This window comes from Streptomyces sp. NPDC001351, assembly GCF_042896045.1.
GTDB lineage: Bacteria > Actinomycetota > Actinomycetes > Streptomycetales > Streptomycetaceae > Streptomyces.
This window is the reverse complement of sequence record NZ_JBIAWS010000017.1, coordinates 154,773-166,957: the sequence shown is the minus strand read 5'-3', so window position 1 is coordinate 166,957 and position 12,185 is coordinate 154,773. Positions and strand designations below refer to the sequence as shown.

The following is a 12,185-nucleotide window of genomic DNA, read 5'->3' as shown; positions in this document are numbered from 1 at the left end:
CCGTCGTTCTCTCAAGGAGGTAGGCCCGGTGGCCGAAGTCCTCAAGGCGCCCCTCGCTGTTGAATTTCCCTTCACTCGATCCCTCGGGCCTGTGCAGAGTGCCTTTCTGACCGGCCTGCGTGAGCGTGTCGTTCTCGGGGTGAGGACCGGGGACGGGCGCGTCCTCGTTCCGCCCGTCGAGTACGACCCCGTCACCGCCGAGGAGATCCGCGACCTGGTCGAGGTCGCCCCCACCGGCACGGTCACCACCTGGGCCTGGAACCACGAGCCCCGCCGCGGCCAGCCCCTGGACACCGCCTTCGCCTGGGTTCTGGTCCGTCTCGACGGGGCCGACACCGCCCTGCTGCACGCCCTCGACGTCCCCGGACCGGACCTCGTACACACCGGCATGCGCGTCCGCGTCCGCTGGGCCGAAGCGCGCCAGGGCGCCATCACCGACATCGCCTGCTTCGAGCCGTACGACGGCGAACCGGCCCGAACCACCGGCCACAGCGGCGAGTTCGAGGACGCGATCAGCGGCATCGTCGCCCACGCCCGCCTCGACTACACCTACTCGCCGGGCCGAGCCCAGACCGCGTACATCAACGCCCTCTCCGAGCGGCGGACGGTCGGCGAACGCTGCCCCTCCTGCCGGAAGGTGTACGTGCCGCCCAGGGGTGCCTGCCCCACCTGCGGCGTCCCCACCTCGGAGCAGGTCGAGGTGGGGACGCGCGGCACGGTCACCACCTTCTGCATCGTCAACATCAAGGCGAAGAACCTGGACATCGAAGTCCCGTACGTCTATGCCCACATCGCCCTCGACGGCGCCGGCCTCGCGCTGCACGGCCGTATCGGCGGCATCCCCTACGACCAGGTGCGCATGGGCCTGCGCGTCGAACCGGTGTGGACCGAAGGGGCCCGCTACCCCGACCACTACCGGCCCACCGGTGAACCTGACGCGGAGTACGAGACGTACAAGGAGCTGCTGTGATGCGTGACGTAGCACTGGTGGCCTTCGCCCAGACCGACCACCGGCGCACCAGCGAGGAGCTCTCCGAGGTGGAGATGCTCATGCCGGTGCTGCACGAGGTCCTCGACCAGACCGGTCTGAAGACCGCCGACATCGGCTTCACCTGCTCCGGCTCCAGCGACTACCTGGCCGGGCGCGCGTTCTCCTTCACCCTCGCCCTGGACGGCGTCGGCGCCTGGCCGCCGATCTCCGAGTCGCACGTGGAGATGGACGGCGCCTGGGCCCTGTACGAGGCGTGGACGAAACTCCTCACCGGGGACGCCGACACCGCCCTCGTGTACTCGTACGGCAAGTCCTCGCCCGGCTCCGTGCGCGACGTCCTGACCCGGCAGCTCGACCCGTACTACGTGGCCCCCCTGTGGCCCGACTCCGTCGCTCTGGCCGCCCTTCAGGCGCAGGCCCTGATCGACGCGGGCGACACCGATGAGTCCGCCCTCGCCGCCGTCGCCGCCCGCAGCCGTGCTGACGCCGCCGCCAACTCCCATGCCCAGCTGCGGGGTTCGGTGCCGCAAGGGGACTACCTCGTACGGCCCCTGCGCACCGGCGACTGCCCGCCGATCGGCGACGGCGCGGCCGCCGTGATCCTCGCGGCGGGGGAGCGGGCCCGGGAACTGTGCGAACGGCCCGCCTGGATCCGCGGCATCGACCACCGCATCGAAGCCCACGGCCTGGGCGTGCGCGACCTGACCGATTCGCCCTCCACCCGCCTTGCCGCCGAGAAGGCAGGCGCCTTCGAACGGCCCGTCGACACCGCCGAGTTGCACGCACCCTTCACCTCGCAGGAGGTCGTGCTGCGCAAGGCGCTGCGGCTCGGCGACGACGTACGGGTCAACCCGTCCGGCGGGGCCCTCTCCGCCAACCCGATCATGGCCGCCGGGCTGATCCGCATCGGTGAGGCCGCCGCCGGCATCCACCGGGGCGAGTCCGGCCGGGCCCTCGCCCACGCCACCTCCGGGCCCTGTCTGCAGCAGAACCTGGTCGCCGTACTCGAAGGGGATCCACGATGAGCAAGGAGCCCGTGGCCGTCGTAGGGATCGGCCAGACCAAGCACGTGGCGGCGAGGCGGGACGTGTCGATCGCCGGACTTGTGCGAGAGGCCGCCCGACGTGCCCTCGAGGACGCCGAGTTGGCCTGGGCCGACATCGACGCCGTCGTCATCGGCAAGGCGCCCGACTTCTTCGAGGGCGTGATGATGCCCGAGCTGTACCTCGCCGACGCGCTCGGCGCGGTGGGCAAACCGATGCTGCGGGTGCACACCGCCGGATCCGTCGGCGGCTCGACGGCACTCGTCGCCGCCAATCTGGTCGCGGCGCGCGTCCACGGCACCGTGCTGACGCTGGCCTTCGAGAAGCAGTCCGAGTCCAACGCCATGTGGGGTCTGTCCCTGCCGATCCCCTTCCAGCAGCCGCTGCTCGCCGGGGCCGGCGGCTTCTTCGCCCCGCATGTGCGCGCGTACATGCGACGCACCGGCGCGCCCGACACGGTCGGCTCCCTGGTGGCGTACAAGGACCGGCGCAACGCCCTGAAGAACCCCTACGCCCACCTCCATGAACACGACATCACCCTGGAGAAGGTCCAGGCCTCGCCCATGCTGTGGGACCCGATCCGCTACTCCGAGACCTGCCCCTCCTCCGACGGCGCCTGCGCCATGGTGCTGACGGACCGGGCCGGCGCGGCACGCGCGCCCCGGCCGCCCGCGTGGATGCTGGGCGGTGCCATGCGCAGCGAGCCCACCCTCTTCGCCGGCAAGGACGCGGTGTCGCCGCAGGCCGGCAAGGACTGTGCCGCCGACGTGTACCGGCAGGCCCAGATCGCCGACCCGCGCCGGGACATCGACGCCGTGGAGATGTATGTGCCGTTCTCCTGGTACGAGCCCATGTGGCTGGAGAACCTCGGCTTCGCCGACGAGGGGGAGGGCTGGAAGCTCACGGAATCCGGGGTGACCGAGCTGGACGGGGATCTGCCCGTCAACATGTCGGGCGGCGTTCTGTCGACCAATCCCATCGGCGCCTCCGGCATGATCCGCTTTGCCGAGGCAGCGCTCCAGGTGCGCGGGCAGGCCGGAGAACACCAGGTGGAAGGGGCCCGGAGGGTTCTCGGGCACGCCTATGGGGGCGGATCGCAGTTCTTCTCGATGTGGCTCGTGGGGAGCGAACCGCCGGAGTCGTAGAAGACTCCGGAAAGGTCCCCCTCACGTGGCCTGTCGGCATCAGAAACCGATCGCTAGGCTGGCCGCGGACGACGAATCGGGAGGAGCACGGACGTGGCCGAGAGCACCATCCAGCAGCACCCGCTTGCGGGCTGGGACAAGCCTGAGCTGGACCTGAGCAACGCCGATTGGCACTCGAGCAGCCGTGGCCTGGGGGATGTCCAGATCGCTTTTGTCGAGGGATTCATCGCGATGCGCAACAGCGGCCGCCCGGAAAGCCCTTCCCTGATCTTCACGCCCGCGGAATGGGGCGCGTTCGTGTCGGGGGCGCGGGAAGGAGAGTTCGACCTGACCTGACCCGGCGGCCGTGCGGCTGGACCGACGGGCCGATCCGGGGGTGTTCCACCCGTCTTTGCGGACACGCGACCTTGAGCGCCCTTCCCGGGCCGATGCCTGAGCGAGGCTGGCCCCGGGAAGGGAAGGTCGTCTCCCGGAGATGAGGAACCCATGAGCAGCACCCTGCCGGTCATCGCGGCGGTCGACGGTTCCGACGACAGCCTGCGCGCCCTGGACTGGGCCCTCGACGACGCCCGCCGACGCGCTGTGCCGCTGCGGGTGGTCCATGTACGGCAGTACGCCGCCTGGGCCCAGCCCGACATCCTTGCCGCCGGGCCGCCGGAGCCGGGCGACGACCCGGTGCTCGGCCAGGTGCGCACGCATCTGAAGGGGCGGACCGACCTGCCGGCCGTGGAGTACCACGGCCTGGAGGGGGTGCCGGGCGCCCTCCTGCCGGAACTCGGCGCCGGGGCCCAGCTGTTGGTGCTCGGCTCCCGGGGGCGCGGCGGCTTCGCCAGTCTGCTGCTCGGCTCCAACGGCATGGCCGCCGCCCGCGACGCCGAGTGCCCCGTCGTGGTGGTGCCACGGCCCGGCCGTGAGGTACACGGCGACCTGCCGGTCGAGCCCGGCCCGCGCGTGGTCGTCGGCCTGCAGGTGGACAGCCCCGACGAGGCGACCCTGGCCTTCGCCTTCACCGAGGCCGGGCTGCGCGGCGCCCGCCTGCATGTGGTCGCCGCCTACATGTGGCCCGTGCAGACCTGGACCACTCCCGGCGAACTCGCCCCGCCGATGATCGACCAGAACGCCATCGAGAACCAGACCTGGGCCCTCGCCGAGGGCTTCCTCACCCCACACCGCTCAAGACACCCCGACGTCCCCGTCGACACCTACGCGATGCCCGGAGACGCGGCAGGCCAGCTGGTCGCGGCCTCCAAGGACGCCTGCCTGGTCGTCGTGGGCCGCCACCGCCGCCGTCTGCTGGCCCCCGCCCGCATGATGGGCTCGGTCGCCCAGGCGGTCCTGCTGCACGCGGCGGCCCCGGTGGCGGTGGTACCGCCGGTCATGGGGGAGGAGTGAGGACCGTGTTCACGGCCACAGCAGTGTGGCGCCGGCCCGTGTCGTGCCGCAGACAGACGAGCCGAGTGTGCCGGTGCCACCGGTCGCCCTGCGAGAACGCGACAGACTCGGGCTGCACGGTGTGCAGCGTCCGGCCCGGAGCGACGAGATCCGGCTCAGCCTCCAGCCGGGCCGGCGACTCCGTCACCGCCGTGTCGCGCTCGGCGAGGTCCGCGAGCGGCTGTGACCGGCAACCCCAGCAGCGCCTACCCGCGCCCGGGCGAGGAAGCCGGCCGCACTGTTCTCGCGGCTCGCGGCCCACGGCACTGCCGCGGACCCGGACCTGACGGGCCTGCCGCAGCCAGTAGATGGTGAGGGCGCGAAGAACCGCACGGCGAGGTCGCGCGCCTTGACGCTGCCGCCGTCCGACGCGAACTGCCGGCCCTCGGGCCCCACGCTCCTGAGGATCAGCGTCCGAGCCGTCGGAGTCCGCGCCGGCCGTCGAGAGGGACATCGCATGCGGCTCGCGCACCCCCGCCTCCACCGCCATGAGCAGCCACTCGGTGAACAACTTGGACGGCGCCAATGGATCCGGCGAACCCATCATTGGCCGCATACAGGATCGCTCGCGCGGGACCTCGCCCTCACCATCCGGCACGACGGACACGGCGGCGTCGCCAACGACCTGGCGAACCCCGCAGAACTCTCGGAGGCCCTCGCACAGGCCGCGATCGTCTTCCTCGCCCGCCCCGACCGGCAGCGGCTGCGCCTGGACGGTCTTGTGCCGGTCGTGGTGGCGGGCGACACGGGGCGTGAGGGCTCAGCCGACCTGGATGTTCTTGTTCATCCCGAGTTGCTTGTGGCCCGGGATCGGGCAGTACAGGTCGTACGAACCCTTCTTGAAGGTCACCGTCAGATTCGCCTCCTGGCCGCCCTGGATGTTCTTGGTCGTGGCGTCCTTCACGCCGGGGCCGTCGATGGACAGGGCATGCGTGATCTTGCCCTTGTTGTCGGCGACGAAGGTGTAGGTGCCGGGTGTGAACGACGACCGGGACAGCTTCAGCCCGTATTCGGTCTCGGTGACCGTCACCCGGGTCCCCGAGGCCTTGCTCGCCCCGGAGGAGGCCGAGCCGCTTCCACCGCCACCACCCCCGCTGGAGCAGGCGGCCAGAACGAGAGCGGCGGCGAAGGCCGACGCCGTGACCCCGAGTGCCGTATGCGTCGTACGGGCCTTGCGTGCCGTGAGTGCCATGTGGCTCATCCCCTTCTGGGTCTGCCCGCCACCCGTCGGGCTTGTCCGCGTCTGCCACGGGAGACCCTCTATGGGGGATACGCACGGAGATGCCCCGGTGTTCAGGACAGACTCCACCGCGGGGGAATCAGCCCTGGAACGGTTCGGTCAGTAATCCACAGACCGGGGCGCGCGACCCCCGCGAGGCGTACGCTGAGGTGCCTGTAGGTCACGGAGCGCGCCCGCTCCCCGCGCGGGCGCACCACCGTGGCAGGGGGTACGCCATGGGGCAGCGCAGCGTGCGGAACAGCCGCACCATTTTCGAACGCGAGAGTGAACTCGCCGCAGTGGACGAGGCGTTGGGAGAGCTCACCGGGCTGCGCAGGGACGGAGCCGAACCGTCCGACCGCCCCCGCGGCGCACTCCTCGCCTTCGCCGGTCGCGCCGGCATCGGCAAGACCACCCTCCTCGCCGAGGTCCGCCGGCGCGCCGCCGCCCGCGGCTGCACCGTGCTGTCGGCCCGCGGTGGCGACCAGGAACAGCGCGTCGCCTTCCATGTCGCCCGCCAGCTGCTGCAGCCCCAACTGGCCGGGTCCGCTCAGACCGATCTGCGGGCCTCGCTGGGCAGTTGGTACGACATCGTCGGCCCCGCCCTCGGCCTGTGCGCCCCGACCGACGGCGCCCCGCCCGACCAGCAGGGCCTGCGCGACGGCCTCGACTGGGTGCTCACCCATCTCGCCGTGCTGCGCGCCCCGATGGTCCTCGTCCTCGACGACGCCCACTGGGCCGACTCCGAATCACTGCGCTGGCTCGCCGCGTTCGCACCCCGCGCCGAACAACTCCCGCTGCTGGTCGTCGTCGCCTACCGGCCGGACGAACTCCCCGACCACGCCGAGTCGTTCAAGGGATTGCCGGGGCGCGCGGGCGGCCGCCCCCTCGACCTGGAACCGCTGAGCGCCGCCGCCGTCGCCCGCCTCGTACGGGAGACGCTCGGTGCGCACGCCGACGACGCGTTCTGCCGCGAGTGCTGGGCCGTCACCGCCGGCAACCCGTTCGAGACGGTCGAACTCGTCGCCAAGGTGCGCGACCGCGACCTCACGCCGACCGAGACCGGCGCCCATCTGCTGCGCGGCCTCGCCGCCGCCGTCAAGGGCAGCGGCCTCATCGCCCGCCTCGAACGCCTGGGCACCTCCACCGTGCGCTTCGCCTGGGCCTGCGCCGTCCTCGGCACCGAGATCCATCCGCTGCTCGCCGCCGCCGTCGCGGGACTCGGCCACGAGGAGGCCGCCGACGCCGCCGACGCCCTGCGCGGCGCCCGCATCCTCACCGGCGCCGAGACCCTCGAGTTCGTCCACCCCCTGATCGCCACCGCCGTCTACCGGGCCATCCCGCCCGGCGTCCGCGTCGCCCTGCACGGCCAGGCCGCCTGGTGTGTGATCAACGAAGGACACGGGCCCTCGGCCGCCGCCCGCCACCTCCTGGAGACCCATCCCGACGGCGACAACTGGGTCGTCCAGCAACTGCGCGCCGCAGCCGACGAGACCCTCCGCGCCGGCGCCCCCGACGCCGCCCGCAGCTACCTCGCCCGCGCCCTGCGCGAACCCCCGCCCTACGAGGACCGCGCCGCCGTCCTCTACGAACTGGGCTCCGCCTCCCTGCTCACCGAGCCCGCCACCACCGTCAACCACCTGCGTGCGGCCCTCGAGGAACCCATCGCCGACGCCCGTCTGCGCCAGCACATCGTCTACCGGCTCTCCCAGGTCCTCGCCCACAGCGACCGGCTCGCCGAGGCCTCCGACACCCTGGCCCGCGAGATCCGCGTCACCGACGACGCCCGCGTGAAGCTGCGCATGACCGCCGAACAGTTCATGTGGGACGCCTTCCGCGCCGACGAACCCGACCACCCTTCCCGCTCCCGCCGCCTGACCAGGCTCGCCGACCGCCTCAGCGGCCGCGACCTCACCGAGCGCTACATCATCGGCCTGCGCACCTGGGACGCCGTCCTGCGCGGCGAACCCGCCCGCGTCGCCCTCCACCACGCCGAACGCGCCCTGGCCGGCGGCCTCGGCTGGGCCGAACCCGACCGCGGCTTCGAGGTGCCCGTCCTCGTCGCACTCGCCTTCATGTACGCCGACCGGCCCGGGCGGACCGAAGAGCTGTTCGCGACCGGCATCGCCGACTTCGAACGCCAGGGCTGGCGCGGCGCCCACCTCTCCTTCGCCTACACGCTCCTCGCCTACGTCCGCTACCGCCGCGGCCGGCTCTCCGAGGCCCAGGACTTCGTCATGGCGGGACTCCGGCTGGCCGAGCGCGTCGGCCCCGGCACTCCCGCCCACTGGTACGCCGTGGGCATCCTCATCGAGGTGCTCCTCGCCCGCGGCCGGGTCACCGAGGCCGCTCAGGTCGCCGAGGACTACTCCTTCGGGGCGCCCTTCCCGGCCGCCGTCGTCTTCCCCGACGCCCAGACCGTGCACGGCGAACTCCTGCTCGCCCGCGGCCTCACCAAGGAAGCCGCCGAGGAGCTGGCCGCAGCCGGCCGCCGCCTGGAACCGCGCGGCATGCGCAACCCCGCCTGGTGCCCCTGGCAGCTCCACCTCGCCCGCGCCGAGAGCCACGACACCCCCGAACGGGCCCTCGCCACCGCCCTCGAAGCGCTCGCCCGCGCCCGCCAGTTCGGCACCCCGTCCGCCATCGGCCAGGCTTTGCGGACGGCCGCCGACGTCTCCTCCGGCTCGGCCCGCATCAAATACCTGGAGGAGTCCGTCGCCCACCTGGAGCGCTCCCCGGCCGCCTACGAACTCGCCTGCGCACTCGTAGCGCTAGGCACCGAACTCCGCCGCACCGGCCGCCCCCGGGACGCCGCCGAGCACCTCTACCGGGGCCTCGACGCCGCCGTCCAGTGCAGCGCCGACGGCCTGGCCGAAACAGCCCGAGACGAACTGGCCGCGGCAGGCCTTCGCCCCCGCCGCCTCCACAGCACCGAGACGGACACCTTGACGTCCCGAGAACGCACGGTCGCGACCCTGGCCGCCGAGGGCTGCACCGAGGCGGAGATCGCCAAGCAACTGCACCTGGACATGCCAACGGTCGTCCGGCTCCTCTCCGCCGTCTACCGAAAGATGGGCACAGAGATCACGGGCTTGGGCGCAGCGCTGGGCCCTGGACAGTCGACGCCGGGGGCAACGCCTCAGGGCTAGTCCTGCGGTGCCAAGGTACGCAGAACGTCGAACTCGTTTCCCTCAGGGTCAGCCATGACCACCCAGTTCCGGTCCGGGCCCTGGCCCACGTCCACCTTGACCGCGCCGAGAGCGAGCAATCTGGTCACCTCGTCCGCAGTGCTGCCGTCGATCGGGCTGATGTCGAGGTGAAGCCGGTTCTTGACGGTCTTGCCCTCGGGCACACGGATGAACATCAGGGTAGGAGGCATCTGGCGGGCCCGGATCTCCTCGACGGTCGGCACCCAGGAGCCGATCTCGACCTTGCCTTCGCTCCGGTCGATCACCTTGAAGTCCAGGGCCTCGCACCAGAAGGCCGCGAGCCGCTCCGGATCATGGCAGTCGACGGTCAACTCGGTGAACCTGCTGGTCATGCTTCTCCCAGTCAGTGTGGAGGGGGCTCAGCGGTGGTCGCCCGCCCGACAGATCCGAAATCCTATTGACCATGGGCATCGAGGGGGCTTGATCTGGAGGAAACCGTCCAGGGGCGCGCGGCTGTATCGCCATGCGGCTCCGCCGCGTGGGCGCGATCAACCCCCACAAACCCGCACCCGAACGACGACCTCCCCCGCCCCACCAACCAGCAGGGTCCACGTACCATGGGCGACATGTCGTTCCTCCGCCGCCGCAGCGCCACCCCCGCCGGGCCCGACTTCGACGTCCTGGCCATGGACCCGGGCGACTGGCCCGGCAATCTGGGAGCCGGTCTGCTGCCCGCCCCCGACGGCACCTGTCAGGGCGTCTTCCTTCGCTACGACCTGTTCGGCGGCCGCGGCCCCGCGATGATCATCGGCAACCTCCCCGAGGGCTCCCCGGCCCGCGAGACCGCCGATGGCGAGATCCCCTTCGAGGTGGCCCAGCTGCTGCTCGCGCTGGAGAACGACGAGGAGGTGAGCGTCGTCGGCGTCGAGGACATGCCGGTCATGCAGGGCGACAACCTCCTGATCGTGCGCCGCCTCAAGCTCTCCGAGACCCGCATCTCCTGCGTGCAGTTCGACCGCAGTGACAACGTCCTGGTGACCATCGCCGCCTGGGACCGCCCCATCACCGACGACCTGTACGCCCTGCTGAAGCCGCTCCCGGCGGAGCTGTTCCAGCAGGGCTGACACCGGCTACCGGCGGGACCGCACCATCTGCACGTCCGCGGCGCGAACGAACGCCACCCGGTGTCCGAACTGGATCTCGTAGTACAGGTCCTCGCCGACCACGACCCGGTGCGAGTCGGTGGTGAAGGTGACCGCGTAGTAGTACTCGCCCGGCACCTTGTCGCCGACGACGTACTTCTGGCCCTTCGGCAGCGTGTACGGCAGCGGCGACACCGCCTGCGCGGGCACCTCGGCCGGATAGGCCGAGGCCTCCGGGTAGGCCCGCCCGTACACCGGGACGCTGTCCAGACCCGGCTTCGGGGTGACCACGTAACCCGACGCGTCCACCGCAGCCGGGTGCTTCTTCGGGTTCTTGAACCAGGCCTTCTGGCCCAGGTACCAGATCGCCGTCCAGTCGCGGTACTGGTCGGCCACCGCGAACTGCTGGCCGGTGGAGGCCCGGGAGCCCACGTCATTGACGTCGATCGTCGAGTCGGCGTTCTTGTGCAGACCCACGTCCTTGACCAGGGCCGAGTGCTCGTCGTGATCGGAGTACAGCCGCACCTCGCTGGAGCCGTGCGCCGCGCAGGGTTCGTCCTTGGTGACGCAGCCCGTGTACTGCGGCTGGTTCGCCTCGTAGTCGGGCCGGATCGTCACCAGACCGCCGCTCTTGCCCGCGGTTTTCCGGAAGGGACGGCCCAGCAGCTCGAAGTAGTGCCGCCAGTCCCAGAACGGGCCGGGGTCGGTGTGCATGCCCGGGATGGACGACGTCGTCGGGCCCGGCACATTGTCGTGGCCGAGGATGTGCTGCCGGTTCAGCGGGATGCGGTACTTCGCGGCGAGATACCGCACCAGGCGCGCCGAGGCTCGGTACATCGCCTCCGTGTACCAGGCGTCGGGCGCGGCGAGGAAGCCCTCGTGCTCCAGGCCGATCGACTTGGCGTTGATGTACCAGTTGCCCGCGTGCCAGGCGACGTCCTTGGCCTTGACGTGCTGGGCGATCAGGCCGTCCGTGGAACGCAGGGTGTAGTTCCACGACACATAGGTGGGGTCCTGGACCAGCTTCAGGACCCCGTCCCAGGTGCCTTCGGTGTCGTGGATGACGATGTACCTGATGCTCTGCGAGGCGGGGCGGTCGCCCAGGTCGTGGTTGCCGTAGTCGTTGTTCCCGAACTCCTCGTACGGCGCCGGGATCCACTGGCAGGACACGGACTTCGGGCATTCCGCGCCGTCCGCGGAGACGGTGCGCAGGCCGGCCTTCTCCAGCTGCGCGGTGTCGGGGGCGAGGTCCGGCTGGGCGGTCAGGACGACGTGCTCTCCGGCGTCCGTCGTGCGCTGCTCGCCGGTGCGCATCACCTCGTACACGTCGTTCGCGTAGGCCGCCGCCGTCGCGGTGTCGTCGGCGCCCGAGAAACGGGCCACCGCCCCGTACCACTGAGCCGGGTCCGCGCTGAGCGGCTCGCCCAGCTCTTTCTGCTCGGCGGCCAGCAGCGCGGCACCACCCGCCACATTGGCGGCCGGGTCCGTACGGAGCCGATCGGCGCCCAGCCCGGTCAGGCCGGCTGCCTTCGGCAATGTCTTGAGCCGGGGCGGGAGTTCGGAGTTCTCCGGCACCTTGGTGTCCGGGTGCAGGGCGGCGCGGGCCGTGTCCCCGCGGGCGTCCCCCGTGCCGTCGCTGTGGCGCGCGGTGCGGGCGATCGCGGTATGGGCATCGGTGAGGTGCATCGGGCCGTAACCGCCCGACACGCTCGGCGCGCCCCCGTGCGTGTCCCACCGGGACTGCAGATACGACACGCCCAGCAGCACGCTCTGCGGGACGTGGTACTCGGCGGACGCCGAGGCGAACGCCTGTTGCAGCCGGTCCTCGGCGGGCCGGGCGTCGGACGGGGCCGCGCCGAGCAGCGGCAGCAGCAGGGCCGCCGCGGCGAGGGCGCCGGCGGCTCCGCGGGCGCGTCTGTGGCCGGGTGCGGGAGTGGGGTCGGTGGCAGATCCTCGCAATGCAGCCTCCTGGGACGAACGAGCGTGGCGGGGCGTGCAGGGCCGAGCGGTGGGTCAGTGGTACCCGCTGGCCGACGATCCGTCAATCATGCCCAGAGGCAGGAGA

General features: G+C 71.7%; 11 protein-coding genes. 8 read left to right on the top strand and 3 right to left on the bottom strand.

Translation table 11 applies throughout. The annotated features are described in order from the left end of the window. Positions 1 to 28 precede the first annotated feature (28 nt). The 6 genes from ACFY1U_RS42880 to ACFY1U_RS42855 all read left to right on the top strand — a co-directional run bounded on the left by ACFY1U_RS42880 (position 29) and on the right by ACFY1U_RS42855 (position 4,797). The gene (locus tag ACFY1U_RS42880) at positions 29 to 970 is read left to right on the top strand and encodes a Zn-ribbon domain-containing OB-fold protein (protein ID WP_390699508.1); all 942 of its coding nucleotides are present in this window, start codon (positions 29 to 31) and stop codon (positions 968 to 970) included. Beyond that, positions 970 to 2,016, top strand: a complete 1,047-nt coding sequence (locus tag ACFY1U_RS42875) for a thiolase domain-containing protein (protein ID WP_390699507.1) — start codon at positions 970 to 972, stop codon at positions 2,014 to 2,016. The genes ACFY1U_RS42880 and ACFY1U_RS42875 overlap by 1 nt, the downstream gene beginning before the upstream one ends. Further along, positions 2,013 to 3,179, top strand: coding sequence for a thiolase domain-containing protein (locus ACFY1U_RS42870; RefSeq protein WP_390699506.1), 1,167 nt, complete (start codon positions 2,013 to 2,015; stop codon positions 3,177 to 3,179). The genes ACFY1U_RS42875 and ACFY1U_RS42870 overlap by 4 nt, the downstream gene beginning before the upstream one ends. A 93-nt stretch (positions 3,180 to 3,272) precedes the next feature. Beyond that, positions 3,273 to 3,515 (top strand): DUF397 domain-containing protein, encoded by a 243-nt coding sequence (locus tag ACFY1U_RS42865; protein WP_151478766.1) that lies wholly within the window; start codon positions 3,273 to 3,275, stop codon positions 3,513 to 3,515. A 150-nt stretch (positions 3,516 to 3,665) separates the two neighbouring features. Further along, positions 3,666 to 4,571, top strand: a complete 906-nt coding sequence (locus tag ACFY1U_RS42860; RefSeq protein ID WP_390699505.1) for a universal stress protein — start codon at positions 3,666 to 3,668, stop codon at positions 4,569 to 4,571. 43 nt (positions 4,572 to 4,614) lie between these two features. Beyond that, positions 4,615 to 4,797, top strand: coding sequence for a hypothetical protein (locus ACFY1U_RS42855; protein ID WP_390699504.1), 183 nt, complete (start codon positions 4,615 to 4,617; stop codon positions 4,795 to 4,797). A gap of 573 nt (positions 4,798 to 5,370) precedes the next feature. Here the strand turns inward: ACFY1U_RS42855 and ACFY1U_RS42850 are convergent. Beyond that, on the bottom strand, positions 5,371 to 5,802 hold the full coding sequence (locus ACFY1U_RS42850; protein ID WP_390699503.1) for a plastocyanin/azurin family copper-binding protein: 432 nt from the start codon (positions 5,800 to 5,802) through the stop codon (positions 5,371 to 5,373). Between the two features lie 263 nt (positions 5,803 to 6,065). Here ACFY1U_RS42850 and ACFY1U_RS42845 point away from each other — a divergent pair, with 263 nt between their 5' ends. Then, complete coding sequence (locus ACFY1U_RS42845) at positions 6,066 to 8,978, top strand: AAA family ATPase (RefSeq protein ID WP_390699502.1); 2,913 nt, start codon at positions 6,066 to 6,068, stop codon at positions 8,976 to 8,978. Here the strand turns inward: ACFY1U_RS42845 and ACFY1U_RS42840 are convergent. Beyond that, positions 8,975 to 9,370 (bottom strand): VOC family protein, encoded by a 396-nt coding sequence (locus tag ACFY1U_RS42840; protein WP_390699501.1) that lies wholly within the window; start codon positions 9,368 to 9,370, stop codon positions 8,975 to 8,977. The two genes, ACFY1U_RS42845 and ACFY1U_RS42840, sit on opposite strands and share 4 nt — an antisense overlap. A gap of 234 nt (positions 9,371 to 9,604) precedes the next feature. Here ACFY1U_RS42840 and ACFY1U_RS42835 point away from each other — a divergent pair, with 234 nt between their 5' ends. Next, positions 9,605 to 10,102: a hypothetical protein gene (locus ACFY1U_RS42835; protein ID WP_390699500.1), complete on the top strand. Its 498-nt coding sequence runs from the start codon at positions 9,605 to 9,607 to the stop codon at positions 10,100 to 10,102. Between the two features lie 6 nt (positions 10,103 to 10,108). Here ACFY1U_RS42835 and ACFY1U_RS42830 read toward each other — a convergent pair whose 3' ends face one another. Continuing rightward, complete coding sequence (locus tag ACFY1U_RS42830) at positions 10,109 to 12,079, bottom strand: N-acetylmuramoyl-L-alanine amidase (protein WP_390699499.1); 1,971 nt, start codon at positions 12,077 to 12,079, stop codon at positions 10,109 to 10,111. Between the last annotated feature and the right edge of the window lie 106 nt (positions 12,080 to 12,185).